Source organism: Pseudobacteroides sp., assembly GCF_036567765.1.
In the GTDB taxonomy this organism is placed as follows: Bacteria; Bacillota; Clostridia; order Acetivibrionales; family DSM-2933; genus Pseudobacteroides.
The window spans coordinates 38,418-52,563 of sequence record NZ_DATCTU010000074.1; the positions used below are offsets into that span (position 1 = coordinate 38,418).

At 38.4% G+C, this 14,146-nt stretch carries 21 protein-coding genes; all 21 read right to left on the bottom strand.

Going from position 1 to position 14,146, the window contains the following annotated elements; all coding sequences use genetic code 11:
* Positions 1-11: 11 nt before the first annotated feature.
* Complete coding sequence (gene gp17, locus VIO64_RS10685; RefSeq protein WP_331917957.1) at positions 12-404, bottom strand: tail completion protein gp17; 393 nt, start codon at positions 402-404, stop codon at positions 12-14.
* Position 405: 1 nt separating this feature from the next.
* Positions 406-729, bottom strand: a complete 324-nt coding sequence (locus VIO64_RS10690; RefSeq protein ID WP_331917959.1) for a phage head closure protein — start codon at positions 727-729, stop codon at positions 406-408.
* Positions 611-871, bottom strand: a complete 261-nt coding sequence (locus VIO64_RS10695) for a hypothetical protein (RefSeq protein WP_331918115.1) — start codon at positions 869-871, stop codon at positions 611-613. The genes VIO64_RS10690 and VIO64_RS10695 overlap by 119 nt, the downstream gene beginning before the upstream one ends.
* A 14-nt stretch (positions 872-885) precedes the next feature.
* Positions 886-1,452 (bottom strand): head-tail connector protein, encoded by a 567-nt coding sequence (locus VIO64_RS10700; protein WP_331917961.1) that lies wholly within the window; start codon positions 1,450-1,452, stop codon positions 886-888.
* Between the two features lie 15 nt (positions 1,453-1,467).
* Positions 1,468-1,833: a hypothetical protein gene (locus VIO64_RS10705; RefSeq protein ID WP_331917963.1), complete on the bottom strand. Its 366-nt coding sequence runs from the start codon at positions 1,831-1,833 to the stop codon at positions 1,468-1,470.
* A gap of 19 nt (positions 1,834-1,852) precedes the next feature.
* Positions 1,853-3,061, bottom strand: a complete 1,209-nt coding sequence (locus VIO64_RS10710; RefSeq protein WP_331917965.1) for a LamG-like jellyroll fold domain-containing protein — start codon at positions 3,059-3,061, stop codon at positions 1,853-1,855.
* A complete protein-coding gene (locus VIO64_RS10715) occupies positions 3,062-3,430 on the bottom strand; it encodes a hypothetical protein (protein ID WP_331917967.1) in 369 nt (122 codons plus the stop codon). It lies immediately after the preceding gene.
* 40 nt (positions 3,431-3,470) lie between these two features.
* The gene (locus VIO64_RS10720) at positions 3,471-3,674 is read right to left on the bottom strand and encodes a hypothetical protein (protein WP_331917969.1); all 204 of its coding nucleotides are present in this window, start codon (positions 3,672-3,674) and stop codon (positions 3,471-3,473) included.
* A 14-nt stretch (positions 3,675-3,688) separates the two neighbouring features.
* Positions 3,689-4,132 carry a hypothetical protein gene (locus VIO64_RS10725; protein ID WP_331917971.1) on the bottom strand — a complete coding sequence of 148 codons (444 nt, stop codon included), beginning with the start codon at positions 4,130-4,132 and terminating at the stop codon, positions 3,689-3,691.
* A 49-nt stretch (positions 4,133-4,181) separates the two neighbouring features.
* Complete coding sequence (locus tag VIO64_RS10730) at positions 4,182-5,402, bottom strand: phage major capsid protein (RefSeq protein WP_331917973.1); 1,221 nt, start codon at positions 5,400-5,402, stop codon at positions 4,182-4,184.
* A gap of 65 nt (positions 5,403-5,467) precedes the next feature.
* Positions 5,468-6,202 (bottom strand): head maturation protease, ClpP-related, encoded by a 735-nt coding sequence (locus VIO64_RS10735; RefSeq protein ID WP_331917975.1) that lies wholly within the window; start codon positions 6,200-6,202, stop codon positions 5,468-5,470.
* Complete coding sequence (locus tag VIO64_RS10740) at positions 6,199-7,449, bottom strand: phage portal protein (RefSeq protein ID WP_331917977.1); 1,251 nt, start codon at positions 7,447-7,449, stop codon at positions 6,199-6,201. Before VIO64_RS10740 ends, VIO64_RS10735 begins: the two co-directional genes overlap by 4 nt.
* Before the next feature lie 25 nt (positions 7,450-7,474).
* Positions 7,475-9,025 carry a terminase large subunit gene (locus VIO64_RS10745; protein WP_331917979.1) on the bottom strand — a complete coding sequence of 517 codons (1,551 nt, stop codon included), beginning with the start codon at positions 9,023-9,025 and terminating at the stop codon, positions 7,475-7,477.
* Positions 9,015-9,566 carry a hypothetical protein gene (locus VIO64_RS10750; RefSeq protein ID WP_331917981.1) on the bottom strand — a complete coding sequence of 184 codons (552 nt, stop codon included), beginning with the start codon at positions 9,564-9,566 and terminating at the stop codon, positions 9,015-9,017. The genes VIO64_RS10745 and VIO64_RS10750 overlap by 11 nt, the downstream gene beginning before the upstream one ends.
* 97 nt (positions 9,567-9,663) lie before the next feature.
* On the bottom strand, positions 9,664-9,954 hold the full coding sequence (locus VIO64_RS10755) for a hypothetical protein (RefSeq protein WP_331917983.1): 291 nt from the start codon (positions 9,952-9,954) through the stop codon (positions 9,664-9,666).
* A 3-nt stretch (positions 9,955-9,957) separates the two neighbouring features.
* Complete coding sequence (locus tag VIO64_RS10760; protein ID WP_331917985.1) at positions 9,958-10,239, bottom strand: hypothetical protein; 282 nt, start codon at positions 10,237-10,239, stop codon at positions 9,958-9,960.
* Positions 10,240-10,242: 3 nt separating this feature from the next.
* A complete protein-coding gene (locus VIO64_RS10765) occupies positions 10,243-10,596 on the bottom strand; it encodes an HNH endonuclease (protein ID WP_331917987.1) in 354 nt (117 codons plus the stop codon).
* Positions 10,597-11,222: 626 nt separating this feature from the next.
* On the bottom strand, positions 11,223-11,630 hold the full coding sequence (locus VIO64_RS10770) for an RNA polymerase subunit sigma-24 (protein WP_331917989.1): 408 nt from the start codon (positions 11,628-11,630) through the stop codon (positions 11,223-11,225).
* 4 nt (positions 11,631-11,634) lie between these two features.
* Positions 11,635-11,976 (bottom strand): hypothetical protein, encoded by a 342-nt coding sequence (locus tag VIO64_RS10775; protein ID WP_331917991.1) that lies wholly within the window; start codon positions 11,974-11,976, stop codon positions 11,635-11,637.
* A 187-nt stretch (positions 11,977-12,163) separates the two neighbouring features.
* Positions 12,164-13,525, bottom strand: a complete 1,362-nt coding sequence (locus VIO64_RS10780; RefSeq protein ID WP_331917993.1) for a DEAD/DEAH box helicase — start codon at positions 13,523-13,525, stop codon at positions 12,164-12,166.
* Complete coding sequence (locus tag VIO64_RS10785; RefSeq protein WP_331917995.1) at positions 13,515-13,835, bottom strand: VRR-NUC domain-containing protein; 321 nt, start codon at positions 13,833-13,835, stop codon at positions 13,515-13,517. Before VIO64_RS10785 ends, VIO64_RS10780 begins: the two co-directional genes overlap by 11 nt.
* Positions 13,836-14,146 lie beyond the last annotated feature (311 nt).

Sequence of the window (14,146 nt, forward strand, 5' to 3'; positions counted from 1 at the left end):
AATATCAACTCCTATTCCGTGTAATAGAATTTAAACTCGATTTTGTAGTTGTGATCCCGGATCGGATCGCTATAGTCTTTGCCCAAAATGACTTCAATTTCGATCATTTGAACGTGGTATGTGTCCATGTTGCCTTGATAGTTCTTAAAGGCTTCTCGCAGCTGTTTATACACTGCAAAAGCCTCAGCGTCTGTGTTCCCATGACAATCAAATTGATAGTTGACTGTCTGAAGGTTTTCTTCGCCTCCAAGGGTGTAGTCAACTTCGGAAGATATAAGATGGTAGACTATGGCCGGAAGTGGCTTTCCTTGCGGTACAAAGTCAGGATAAACCCTACCACTAATCAAACTATTTAGATCGCTATAGCCCTTCAAATACTGCGTAAATGCCTCGTGAAACTTCATCCTATATCACTTCCTTTGCTGATATTAAATACTGTTCGCTTGCCTCGTCTACGTTGTCCACGCCCAATATGTCAAATATTCTGCCGCTGTACTGTATTCGGTGCTTAGTTGTAAGACCTGCAAAATACCTGATTTTAAATACCTTCGTGACCTCACTATATTTCTTTTGGGCCTGGTAAAATTCCCTGGCACCCTGGCTCAGTATGTCACTCCACACTGTTCGCAGCGTCGTCCAGTTTTCTAGCTCGCTGCCGTTTAGTTGTTCGACTGGCTGATTCTGCTGTATCGCTATTCGTTTGTTCAGTTCTCCTGCTGATATTGGCATCCTCCAACACCTCTTTACATTTACCTTGCCGCTCCCATTCTTTCAAAGTGGCTGCGGTTATAAAAATACCGGGACTGACAATTTCATCAATCGCCAATGTCCCGGTTGGGGTTAAAATCTCTTCTAGCATAATATATTTCAATTTGTATCAACCTCCTATAGTTGAGGTATTCGGTTCGGGTAATAAATCCGGTTTACCGTGTCTATGTGGTCCTTTGGAATAGCCTCATCACGGTACTTGTAGAATAGCCCAACATGGAATAACATTGCATCCTTAAAGCAGCTTGGTATATCGCCATTATAGCCGCACACAAAGCGAATACGGACCGCATTAATAGGATAAGGTGTAAATACAGGCCATGATTTACTATAGCCTAAAACTACCTTTCCTGGTTCATTGTCAATATCAACTATGTAGTCAGTATCCGGCATTGTTTTAACGGTTCCGTTGCTGTCCTTGTAGGTTATAGAGGTTATTGCCTGTAAAGGTGGTTTTGGTATTTCAATGTAACTGGCACACGGAAAGTTGTTTAAAGTCAATTCCCGTGTTTGAGTACCAAATGCCCTTCGAGTGTATGTCTCTCCGTATTCCCTTGCAGATATTATCCACTTATTGAGTTGATCATCCTCGCTGGTATCATCAAGGTCAAGCCTCAAATGCCGCTTGACCTCTGTTAAAGTTATAGGTTCGGTTGCTATTGGGGTAATTAGTTTGTAACCCATTTATGCCTCAACTCCTTAGCACATCATGCCCCATTCGTCGCTATATGCAATATCAAGAGGACTTCCAAATGTTTTAGAATATGTATCAAAAGCCTGTATCCTTTGATACTCTGCAAAATCACTTGACCAGCAATATTGTTTGTAACCTTTTATTATGCCAAGCAATTCATCTCTTAAGTCTTTGTCTGCAAATGTTGACCAGAAGTTTATAAAGATATATTCTGTTTCACCTACGTAAACAGTGTTTATATCGTTTCTGCCTCTACCCAAGTTGTCAAGATTTAAGGCGTAATTAGGAGATAATATGTTGTAGAGTTCGTTTGCTTTATCTTCATGTTCTTTTAAAAAAAACATATAGCAATTTACTGTATAGCTTATCATAATTACCTTCTTTCTGCGGTTATACCGCTATGCCGAATCGTTGATATAGTCCTGTTTTTACTGCCCAGTTATGTATATTCTGGAAGTCTGTTTGAGCTATTAATTGAGGCCCTATTAAGCCTTTAAAATACAATGAATTATTACCTCTACATCCAATGCGGAAATTTGGACGAGATGGTAACACACCGGAATGTAATTGTGTCATAGCTAATTTACCATTGATATACATTTTTACAGTTGCCCCATCCCATGTAAATCCAGCAAAATGCCAATTTCCTTTAATTATCGAATTGGTTGGTGTACCTGTGCCTTTTTGAGTCCCATTAAGATATAATACAAGTGAATTAGCGATGCCAGAGTAATAAAATCCATATTGCATGTCAGTTGCTTGTGTATCATTCTTTGCTATTATATATCCTGTATTGGCTGTAATATCTGGATTAAATGCCCCATAAACAGATAAGGGTTTTTGGGGAGAAGCACTTATAATATCAATGTTACTGTGATTATTGCTGCTAATATGGTCTGTTGAACCATTTAAATATCTGCACGTCCCGTAAGGTGCTGCAACTTCTTTATCGATTATATTAAGTCTAGGCCTTATATCAGTAGACTGGCCGGATGTAGTGCCTTTAACAGCAACGCATGTTTTAAACCACCCAGCACCTGTCTGACCTATTGAGCTAACTCTAAGGCCCACTTTAACTTGGAATTTGGCGGCTGTGGCTGGTGCTATTATATTTTCATTTATTCCAACAACCCAATCTGCTGATGTATTAAGCGTCGCTATAGTTGATGTGCTAATATAAGCACTGCCACTGGTATACCAAAGAACATATAAACGCGGGGTAGTTGTGCCTATATTTTTATAAGTTATACTTAATGAAATAGCTTCATTTGCAACACAGGGGATATCTGCTGAACTTACATACGCATCCCCTCCAGCAGTCGATGCTGTTATTTCAATTTTTTGTGAAGATTGCTCAACTGTAAAATTAGTAGTTATACCTGCTCCTGCAAACTTTACCCAACCATCTGCAACTCCATCTGCATTTGAGTCAGCGTCCATCATATAATTTTGAACTAAGTTATCTCTAGGTTTAGATACGCCATATACTTCCGCATAATCCTTAAATTGCGTGCATCCCTGGTCCAAATCAGGATCAACATAAAAAACACACCCCGGAGGTAGCTCAATAGGGTGTGTTTGAGGATAAACAAAATCCATCTACATCACCTCTTCAATTTTTACATAACCAGTAAAACCGGTGACAATTGCACTGCCATTCGAAAATACGAGCCTTAAATCAGCATTTACAAATATATTTTCAATAGTTTTTGATTGAACTGCATTAGCTGCATATGAAAGAACGCCTATATGCGATGGCTTTTGAACTCCATTTATGGTTTTAAGAGCATAAACATTGCATGTAACTGATGTTTCAAGAGACTGATTATCAAAGGTTATTTGGTATTTGTCTACAGGTTGTGCTGGCTTTGTAAAGTTAATTGTAACTGAGGTATTCACCACTGCATTATTGGCCCATGTAACTGATCTGTCAATATCAACTTGTTTTGATGATATTAAGTAAGACAATTAAATTCACCTCCAATTCAAAAGCGGCTAAAAGCCGCCCTTAAATTATTTCAACATAACCACCATCGACCAATTCGGCGGCTTTTTCTTCTGTTACTTCTATAGTTTGCCCCGGGTAAATAGAGCCCTCTGGTCCAGCTTCTAAAGTCTTATATGTAACCTTAACCATTTTAGGGGCTTCGATTACAGGCGTTTCCTGCTTAACTTCTTCAACTTCCTCAACTTCCTTTTTGTGCTTAGTCAAAATAAACGCCTCCCTTAGTTAACCGATATTCCGGTTATTCTCACGTCAGTGCCCTGAGTAACTGGATATGATTTAGAGTTGTATTTAATAGCAATAATTGATTCTACTGCAATATTTGCAGTAGCTCTCACAAAATCAGGTCTTACATACCTTTTGCCGGGCTTAACAACGTCTAAAATAACCAATTTATTGTCACTGTTGGTTGCGGTTGCTGTAAATGCTGCGGTTACTGCCTTATATGCACCGTCAGCAACGTCGGAAGCATCACCACAATACGCTTTTAACGTTCCAACTGCTGTGTCTGCACAATCACCAAGTTTTGCAACAAATAAAACCGAATCAAAATTTCCACCTGTTCCAAGGTCGATTATGTCGCCGTTCAGTGTGTCGCCTGTTCCTGCTGCTGTATTATTCATAGCAGCCTCAAAGCTGCAGTTTTTAACTAAAGATTCTATCATTTGAGTTATCCTCCTTGTAATTTGTTGGTGTTATTTAGTTGTTTAGTTATTAGGGTGCTAATTTAACTCTTGCGAAAGCCTCTTCCATAACCGGCATTCCATCAGTTTCAAGCCTGCCAACATAGTCAACCTGATTAGTTCTTGCATACAGTTCCATTAATACTTGAATTTCCATTGAAAGCGAATCTACTATCCAGTAATTTTTCAAGTTTCCTAAAATCCCAACATACTTTGCTGCGGTAAATGTGTTTGGTGCATATTCACTCATGTTTACAGGGAAATTTAACAACCGATCAGGTTCTCCCACAACAACAGATTCCTGCCATACATATTGACCTTCGCTGTCTTTTATTTTGCTTAGCATTTTTATTGCGTCTCTGTGGAATACCCACTCAAGACCGTTTTGATATTGCTGTTTAATGCTGTACTTAGCATTTTTTAAACCATCAAAGGTTATAGCTGTCTGAGTGTTGTCAGTTGATACATCTCTGTTTGTGCTTATACCATCAGCAGATGCAAAAAACAAGCCAAGCGGCCTTCCGTTTCCGTCACCTGTCATATAAGCATTTTCCATTAATTCAGCAAAATCGTAAGCCATTTCAGCTCTTACAATTCCATCAACCTCAGGTGCATTTCTTATAAGGGTTTTAGAAATTAATATTTCTGCTGTAGCTGGATTTGGTTTAAATTCTTTTTTGCCAAATGCAAGCGTTGTATCGGCTGTCGGTGTACCAAGTTCAGTTCCCCACGCTGCTGAGTTCATTCTTGCAGTTTTCTTTGGATATCCCAAAGATTGTGCACCTTGTAAAGCCGGCAAAACTTTTGCTTTTTGTCTCATAAACAAAAGATTGTCAATTTCCTGTATAAGTTCCATGACAAATTTTTGAGGTGCAACTAAATATCCAGCTTGTGTTGGATTGTCCTGTTGTAAAGCGTTGTAAGCTGCAAAATCAGAAGCCGAACCGCTCTTAAGATAATTCATAAATAACTTTGTTTGTTCTGCTTTAACGTCTTTTTGTCCTTTATTTCTTGGATCGTCTAACTGCTCTCCACCTTCGCCTGTTATTCTGTCTCTCTGCAATTGTTTTTCTAATGCAACAATGATGTCATTCTTTGAATCAAATGCGTCTTCAAGCTTTTTAAGCTCATCTTTCTTAATTTGATCCATTGTATCTTCTTTGCCTTCATACTGATTCACAATCTCACGAATCTGAGTATTTATATTGGCTCTTTCCTGCTTTGCCTGTATTATTCTTTCAGCTAAAGTCATTTCTTTTCCCTCCGTTTTAGTTGATTTTTGATATTAAAAAAGCACCTCCTTAGGAAGTACTGTTTTTATAGGGTGTTATTAAGTTTTTTTCTTAAGCTCCAAAGGTATTGAACATTTTCGCTTGGTTCTTTGGGTTTTGGCTTTTCTTCCACATTATTTTTTAATACTGCAATCTTAGGTGGATTTTTATATTTTGACATATCAAACTTTTGATTATTGAGCATTAAAAAACTGCCATCTAATGAGGCAGCTAATTGCTTGCTTTCTTCAATTTCATCCGCAAACCCTAAGTTAACAGCTTCCTCTGCTGTCATCCAAGTTTCGGCATCCATCATTTCAACAATCTTTTCTTTTTCGGTCGCGGTCTTACCCATATAAGCTGCAACAATGCTTTCATCAATTTTATCCATATCGTCAGCTAATTTGCGGAAATCTGCAGCGTTTCCGACTCCAAAAGTCCAAGCTTTATGTATCATCATCATTGCATTTTGTGGCATTATAATTTTGTCGCCAGCCATTGCAATAACTGAAGCAATTGAGGCTGCCAAACCATCAACATAGACTGTTTTGTTAGCCTTATGACGTTTCAGCATGGAGTGTATTGCTTGCCCTGCAAAAACATCGCCGCCACCGGAATTGATATAGATATCAAGTTGTGAAATATCTCCCAATCCATCAAGGTCCGACTTAAATTGCTTTGGTGTTACTTCATCGCCCCACCATGTAGAACTTGCAATCTCACCATATAGCATTAATTCCCCTACGCTAGCTGACTTTGCTTTAAATTCCCAGAATTTCATTGTGTTCCTTCGCCTCCTTTCTGTGTATAATTCTCTTCAATCTTGGTAACTGGTATCATGTTTCCGTTTACCATGTAAATATCGCCGCCCTCATATGGGTTCATGTCCTCCAGCTCTCTGACGTCGTTAGGGCTTAAATAGCCGTTTTGTATACCTGTGTTGTAATAATCTTTCCTCGCTGTAGTATCGCCTCTTAATAAGGCATTTGTGAGGAATTTAGCATAAAACTTTTTGCGTTCCTTTGGGTTTAACAAATCCTTATATATGCTTAATTCAAGTTTCACACATAAAGGATTTAAGCATGTTTGCACAGCGTCGGTGTTTTGCTGCTCTATGTTACTAAATGTTGCACGTTCAAGGTCCATAACTTTATGAGGCGGCACACTAAAAAAGCGGCAAATTTCAATAATTTGAAACTTTCTGGCCTCAATTGCCTGTGACTCTTCGGGGTTGTTGCTAATCTTATTGAACTTGCTGCCGCCATCCAAAAACATAACATTAAAAGCATTGTGAAGTCTTTGAAAATTATCTCGAAAATCCTTTTTAAACTGGTCAAACATTTGTGGAGATAATTCGCCAGCCATTTCAACGATACCACTTACCGTTGCACCATTAGCAAAATACTTGCTTGCATATTCTTCAAGGGCTATTCCTAATCCCATAGCGTCCCGGGCTATATCTACTGGATCAAGTGCAGAATCTTTGTTTTGAAACCTTTTACCCACTGTTACCATCATATTCTCAGAATAAATCGGTGATGATTCTTGGCCTTTTTCAGTTATGGTGTAATATCTTTCGTTGGTGGTTTTGTTGCGGTATATTTTTACTGAACTTGTGGGAACGTTCCAAAGTTCTTTTATAAATCCGTTTATATCTCTTTTAATATAGGCAAATCCATATCCGGTTAACTCTAAATTCCACACATACATTTCCCAAAACTCTGCGGCGGTTGTTTCTGGGTTTGGTAAGTAGTGCAGCAAGTGGTATAAATCCATATTATCGGCTTTTTCTTTGCCCTTTTGTAATCGCTTATATAAAACACATGGCAAACTCGATATCGTAGATGCTTTGTAATTTACACAAGCAAAAACCGCTGATACTTTACAAGCGGTTTCTCTGTCAACATCAACACCGGATTTGCTTTTTGCGTTTCCTCGTAAAAGTGCTAAAAAACGCTTTTCTACATCGGAAAGGTCTTGATTTTTATATTTTTTCTCAAAAAAACGGCCTATTATTGGTATTTTCAAGCTTTTTACCTCCTTTCCGTGTAAATTATGTGCAAAATATCTTACCGTATTTTTCGTAAGAAGATACTTTCTCAATCCTCATAGCCATAGCCATTCCAGTTATTAAAGCAACAATCAAGTCAATTTTATCTTTTGACCTGTTTTTCATTGGCTTGATATTCTCGTTACCATCTACGGCTATACTTACATTTCCAAAGCACCAACGTCCTGTTGGGTGCTCTTCATGTGTCATTTGCCCTGTTTGTAAAAGCCTTGCTATTTCTTTCATTGGTGGCGACAGGTTTTTAAAATCTTGCCCTATATTAATAACCTCAATATCGTGCTTTTGTAGCTGCTGCGTTAGCATTTGGGCGTTCCAAGGGTCGGCACATACCATTTTTAAGTCATATTGTTTGCTATCCGAAACAATTCTTGATTGTATAAAATCATAGTCAATTGCATTACCAGGAGTGGCAAAAATATAGTTATTTTTAACCCATTTATCAAAAGGCGTCCCAGTTCTTTTAATCCTGTCTTTCATCTTTTCCTCAGGTATCCAGCCCTCAAAAAGTACTCGCCAATCTTCTAAACCTTCTTGAGGTGGAAATATTAACGCTTTCCCTGCTAAGTCACCAGTACTCGCCAAATCTAAGCCCATATAGCACTTTTTGCCTACTAAATCGGCCTTATTCCATTTACCAACTGTTTTATCCCATAAAGTAATAGGCAACCATCCGACAGCTTTTAAAGATACCCACTGGTTAAGTCTCAACCAACGAAATAATTTTTCTTTTTCTGGGTCGTTTCTTGCTCCTATTGCCTCTTGCCTTACAGATTCTATGTTAATGGTTACGCCAAGCGACGGATTGACTTCATACCAAAGTTTTTCGTCAAATATATCCGCATCATCTGGGGCTCCAAATATTTTTACATACCAATAAGGGTCAACAATTTCTTCGTCCCTTAATTTTCTGGCGTACTCATGTACCTCCCAGCCAATTGAATGACGGTCAGGATCGTCACCAGCTGTTGTAATTACCCAATAAAGAGGTTCTTTTCTCGCCGCACCGGATCCGAAAGTCATTACGTCCCACAAATTCCTGTTTGGTTGGGCGTGCAATTCATCGAATATTACGACGGTGGGGTTGATACCATGCTTTGTAAATGCTTCAGCTGAAAGAACTTTTAAGAATGTTCCGGTAAGTTTGTTGATAATCATTTTCTTACTGTCTACAATCTTAAATATTTCCTGTAGGTCGTCGTCTTGCTCAATCATCTGCTTTGCAGCGTTATAAGTTAGTGACGCTTGATCCCTGTCAGCTGCACAGCAATATATTTGACCGCCTGGCGGGTCTAAGGCCAAATGTGTGACACACAAACCCGCTATTAAAGTTGTTTTACCGTTCTTTTTAGGTATTTCAAGGTATGCATATCTAAATTGCCTGAAGCCATGCTCGTTAACTGTACCATAAACATCCCATAATATATTGTGCTGCCAATTTTGCAAAACTAAAGGCTGACCGTAAAAATCGTCAACCAGTTTTAATAGCTGAATAAATTGTATAACCTCAAGTGCTCTGTTTTTATTATGAGCCATTCAGACCAGCCCTTTGCTTTAAAAATGCAGCCATTGGACTGTCGCCTTTTGACTGTTCTTTCTTTGGGATGCTACGCAAAGCAGACTGTATTGTCATGATGTTTTCTTTCTCTATATCAAACATCATTTTTCTTTTTTCCATAATTTTTTTATCAGCTACTAAAAGCCTATTGTAAATTTTGTCTTTCTCAGATAAATATGTGACATAATCAAAAGAGTTTTTTTGGTATTGCTCCCAAAGTTCTTTTAACTCAGAATTTGTTGATTCTTTCAATGCCTCGAAAAATTGGCACTCGCCGTATAGTAAACAGTAACGATTAATTACCGCTTCATGTAAAGCGTCATCTTTTTTTATCGCACTCAACACTTTTTTTATTCTTAAAAATTCTTTATGAGCCGCAGGATTTTTCTTAACTTCTGGCCATTCTTTTAAAGAGGCACCGGTTAATAATTCTTTTTCTGCTTCGGCCCTGATTTTCTTTTCTGCTTTAGTCCGATGGCCTTTTACAAGCTCAATCGGCTTTGATCTTCTGCCCGCCATATAGGCCACCTCCTAAAATTACTCATTTTGGGAAAAAAATTTTTGTGTCACTAGGCTACGGTCTTGGACGTGCGTTCCAGCAAGGATTTGTCTCCCCCTACCCCTTCATCTCAGGCACGTTTCCAATTGTTAGACTGTTTACCATTTCTATTATTGATTCTTTCTCCAAGACTTCAATAGCCTTTTCTAATGCCCCTATAAGCATAGAATATCTTTTCTCGGGCCAATTGTTTTTAATTATTTCTATAGCCTTTGCTGATGAAATGGTTTTGTTGTTAGTGTGCGATTGCAACTCTTCAACTTTTTCTCTCATCTCTTTTAGTTTTTTCTCAAACTCTGCTGTATCTAAATTAAGCTTGATTGTTATTTCTTTAGGTATTGCACCCATTCCTCATTCTCCTTTCCTCAACACCATATCAATATCAATATCCTTATCAATAACCACTGTCTTGACGGCATGAAGCCCAAGCGTCTCAAGATGTTTGTCAAGTGCCTTCTGTATTTCGTCCTGTACTTTCTTGCTACATACGTTCCTGGTCCTTACTACAATCGTGTCGCCTTCTTTGATCTGCAGCACCTTAATGTTGTTAAGTGCTTCTTTTCTGTCCAGTAACCACCAAGCTGCGACCATAACCGCAATAAATATAAAAGCCGCAATTAAATCAATTGTCATTCCTCACCCTCCTTTCACGATCCTATTTCCTTTCATACTGTTACACGGAATACAAGCCGGCTGATGATTGTCTTTATCCCAAAATAACGGATCATCTGGACCTTTAGGCGGCATACGGTGATCCACACACTCAGATACATAAGCACATTGCGGACTTATCTTTAACACACACAGATGATTACCAGGCTGCTTCAAAAACCTTTTGCTATACTGTGACCATTTGTAGTTATAACCTCTTTGATGTGCCGTTCCTCGTCTGTATTCGCTGGATTGTTTTGTATGCTTCGTACAATATCCGCTTGACACCAGCTCCCGGCAGCCAGGGTAATTGCACGGCCTTTTCGCTCTGTTCGCCATAACCTTTTTCCCTTTCCAAGTATTTTGCAAATGATTCGCACTGCTTATTGCTCTTGCAATCATAACAATTAACTCGCTCTATGCACTGCATTAAATCAACTCCTTGTAAAACATGAATCGAAGAAGCCGGATTCGAACCGGCACATTGGTTTCCACCAGGAACTTGTGTCTTTGTTTCCACCTGGGACTTGTTTACCGTACTCTTCCGATAAGTAATTCTTCGACGAAAAAACAGCCTAAACACTAAGTCAGGCTGTTTTTAATCTATATTACCAGGGTAATTAGTTATTTTACTAAATAATCGCACTATATAAATGTAATGTGTCCACTTAACCCATCTAAGTATATCCCACGGTGTAATCAAACACTTGGGAATTATGTACTGGCTTTGCTCTTTGTCCGGTTGCCCCATTAATAATGACCGTGACAATTTTGATTATTAAATCATTCCAGCTTATCCCTAATAGCATCGGATCACCCTTTCATGTGTAAATTGAAAACCACCTTAGTCTCTGTTCTAAAGCGGTTTTCTGCTTGTGTGTTTAAAAGGTATTATTCATTAAAGTTTATACTTCTGACAATACTAATATATCACATTCAAAGTGGCCATGGGTGGCCAACTTTTTTTAATTTTTACTAAAAAACTTTGAATGCTTTCTCCTTACTGTCCTTGCAGAATATCCAACCTCTCCGCCTATCTGCTCCCATGTCATTCCGTTTATGTATTTGAGAATTATTATTTGCCTCAATAGGCTATCATCTAAGGTATTAGTGTATTCAAGGACTTTGTCACGTTCATCCATTAGCTCGTCAAGTTTTCGCTTTAACTTACTCTGTAGCCGATTAAGCTTTGCATAATATGCCTCGTAATCATAACCTTTAACCATGAAGGATCTTTCAACATACGGGAAAACATTTGACGATCCTTTTACACTATCTGCCGCATAAGGTATATCAGCATAGCCTATTTGATTTTTTATAACTCTGATTTCTGACTGAATAGCTGCTATTTTGCTTAAATCTTTTTGGGTCATAGAATCAACTCCAATCATCGTCAAATGCCTTTAACTCATTTATACTCATTCCTGCTAATCCTGGGCTTTTATCTGAATCCGTGGCCTCAAAATAAGGTTTTGGGTGCTGCGGATACATAAATTCAATCATTGCTTGATTTGCAACGTCTAAGAGATATTCCGTGTTGCCTGTCTGCTTGTATAGCTCTAGTCTTTCCTCAAGTGTTTTTATGCTGTTTACAAGCTTATTACCGTAATTCTCTTTAACAAGCCCGTACTTGTAATAACTCATAACCATTCTATTTTTTCTGAGGTTATCAAAATTCTCGGAATACTCTGTCTTTAATATTCTCTCAAATTCACTCATCTACAATTATCCTCCATTCTTTGGACACGATTTCGGACATAATTCACAAGGCTTACATATTTCAAACAATAACATATAACATGGTTCTAGCCTTGTTGGATAATACTTTTCCAGCAACTTAGCTGGTGGATTATGTCCATACATTCCCTTGTATACCACTATATACTCATTGCGTTCCATTTAGTTGTCACACTCCTTTAACCTTCTCAATCCTTGCCTTTAATGCTTCTAACAGCCTATTTTGCGTTGTGCTTTTATCCTGTAGTGCTTGTATAACATCGCTGTCCACCCCATCCTCAACAATCAAATGATGTATTATAACCTTTTCCGCCTGGCCTTGTCTGTGTAGTCTCTTGTTAGCCTGTTGGTATAGTTCCAAGGACCAGTTAAGGCCAAACCATATAATATGATTGCCGCCTTTTTGGAGGTTGAGGCCATATGCACACGACGCTGGATGTGCTAACAGGATATCAATTTTCCTGTCGTTCCAATCGTCCTCGTCTTTAGGTCCTTTTAACTCTCTTACTCTTAGGCCTGTTTTGGCCAATGCCTTTTTGATTCTGGCTAAGTCATGCTGAAAGTTATAAAACACTAAAGCTGATTTCCCGTTTAAACCTTCCACAAGTTCCATGAAAGCCTCAATCTTGCAATTATGTATTTCTACTATTTGCCTGTTTTCATCATACACAGCACCATTGCAAAGCTGTAAAAGCTTATTGGTCAATACTGCGGCACTGCCCGCATCAATGGTTGACTCATCAATTTCAAGAAGCATTTCTTTCTCCAATTTCGTGTAAGCTGCTTGGGCTTTGCTGTCAAGTACAACCGGAACATCAACGGTTATGCAATCAGGTAGCTCTAAATAGTCCTCCGCCGACATGCTAACGCATATATCGCCAATTGAACCCTTAATAATTTCGTCCGCCCCAGGTTTTAGCGTATAAGTCATATTGTATGGGTTATAATCAAAATACCTGGTCCTGAAATGGGAAACAAACTTACCAAGCCTTTCACCCTCATCCAGCAAATACACCTGTGCCCATAAGTCAATCAATCCATTTGGTGCTGGTGTTCCTGTTAGCCCCACAAAACGCGTCATATGCTTTCTAACCCATGTAAGTGATTTAAACCTTTTGGCCTGATGATTCTTAAAGCTGGAAAACTCATCGACTACCACCATGTCAAACGGCCATGCATTGCGGTAATAATCAACTAGCCATTGCACATTATCGCGGTTAATCACATAAATATCTGCTGGTGTGTTTAAAGCTCTTACGCGTTTTGTCTGGGTGCCAAGTACAGAAATGACTCTTAGCATTTTCAAATGCCCCCACTTAGCTGCTTCTTTGCTCCATGTTGCCTCCGCCACTTTCTTTGGTGCTATTACCAAGACTTTTGATATTGCGAATCGATTATATTTTAGGTCATTGATTGCTGTTAGTGTAATTACCGTTTTTCCCAATCCCATATCAAGAAATAGTCCAATCGATTTATCATTTAAAAGTCTGTTTATGCAATAAAGCTGATAGGCATGTGGATTAAATTTCATAGTTGACAACCCTTTCAATAAATCTGTTTATTTTCTCCTTTGTGTCCAAAGTGTCTACATAAACACCTAGTTTTTTTAGCTCTTTTTGCTTGTTTAGCTGCTGCGGCCTGGGCTCTTTTCCTGGTGCTTTAAGCTCAATAAAATACACTCGGCCGCCTCTTGCACCTGGTATTATAACAATCCTGTCTGGTACCCCTCTATTTCCAGGAGACGCCCACTTATATGCTTTACCGCCTAACAGCTTTACTTTATTTCTCAAGTGTCCTTCTATGTCGTTCTCCTTATCAGTGAATTTAAAATTACCACTCATATATTTTCACCTCTGAAATTCGATTTTTTTAGCTTGTAAACTTTTAAACTTAATTTCCCTTATATATACGCGTATAGGCGTATTAGGCGTATGCTATATTACCTATTTACCTATTTTTATATTTTATATAGAATTAAAGTTTACAAAGTTTACAAAGTATATATAATACAGTGATACCAAGGGTGTGCCCTGTAAACTTTCTTGTAAACTTTCTCCTTTTTAAAGTTTACAAAGTTTACAAACCTAAAAATTAGAAAGTTTACAAATTGGGTAGAAAGTTTACAGATTTTCAATAGAAAGTTTACAGACTT

Coding starts and splice junctions, on each gene's coding strand:
- gp17 (WP_331917957.1), bottom strand. CDS start 404: ATGAAGTTTCACGAGGCATTTACGCAGTATTTGAAGGGCTATAGCGAT.
- VIO64_RS10690 (WP_331917959.1), bottom strand. CDS start 729: ATGCCAATATCAGCAGGAGAACTGAACAAACGAATAGCGATACAGCAG.
- VIO64_RS10700 (WP_331917961.1), bottom strand. CDS start 1,452: ATGGGTTACAAACTAATTACCCCAATAGCAACCGAACCTATAACTTTA.
- VIO64_RS10705 (WP_331917963.1), bottom strand. CDS start 1,833: ATGATAAGCTATACAGTAAATTGCTATATGTTTTTTTTAAAAGAACAT.
- VIO64_RS10710 (WP_331917965.1), bottom strand. CDS start 3,061: ATGGATTTTGTTTATCCTCAAACACACCCTATTGAGCTACCTCCGGGG.
- VIO64_RS10725 (WP_331917971.1), bottom strand. CDS start 4,132: ATGATAGAATCTTTAGTTAAAAACTGCAGCTTTGAGGCTGCTATGAAT.
- VIO64_RS10730 (WP_331917973.1), bottom strand. CDS start 5,402: ATGACTTTAGCTGAAAGAATAATACAGGCAAAGCAGGAAAGAGCCAAT.
- VIO64_RS10735 (WP_331917975.1), bottom strand. CDS start 6,202: ATGAAATTCTGGGAATTTAAAGCAAAGTCAGCTAGCGTAGGGGAATTA.
- VIO64_RS10745 (WP_331917979.1), bottom strand. CDS start 9,025: ATGGCTCATAATAAAAACAGAGCACTTGAGGTTATACAATTTATTCAG.
- VIO64_RS10750 (WP_331917981.1), bottom strand. CDS start 9,566: ATGGCGGGCAGAAGATCAAAGCCGATTGAGCTTGTAAAAGGCCATCGG.
- VIO64_RS10755 (WP_331917983.1), bottom strand. CDS start 9,954: ATGGGTGCAATACCTAAAGAAATAACAATCAAGCTTAATTTAGATACA.
- VIO64_RS10760 (WP_331917985.1), bottom strand. CDS start 10,239: ATGACAATTGATTTAATTGCGGCTTTTATATTTATTGCGGTTATGGTC.
- VIO64_RS10765 (WP_331917987.1), bottom strand. CDS start 10,596: ATGGCGAACAGAGCGAAAAGGCCGTGCAATTACCCTGGCTGCCGGGAG.
- VIO64_RS10770 (WP_331917989.1), bottom strand. CDS start 11,630: ATGACCCAAAAAGATTTAAGCAAAATAGCAGCTATTCAGTCAGAAATC.
- VIO64_RS10775 (WP_331917991.1), bottom strand. CDS start 11,976: ATGAGTGAATTTGAGAGAATATTAAAGACAGAGTATTCCGAGAATTTT.
- VIO64_RS10780 (WP_331917993.1), bottom strand. CDS start 13,525: ATGAAATTTAATCCACATGCCTATCAGCTTTATTGCATAAACAGACTT.
- VIO64_RS10785 (WP_331917995.1), bottom strand. CDS start 13,835: ATGAGTGGTAATTTTAAATTCACTGATAAGGAGAACGACATAGAAGGA.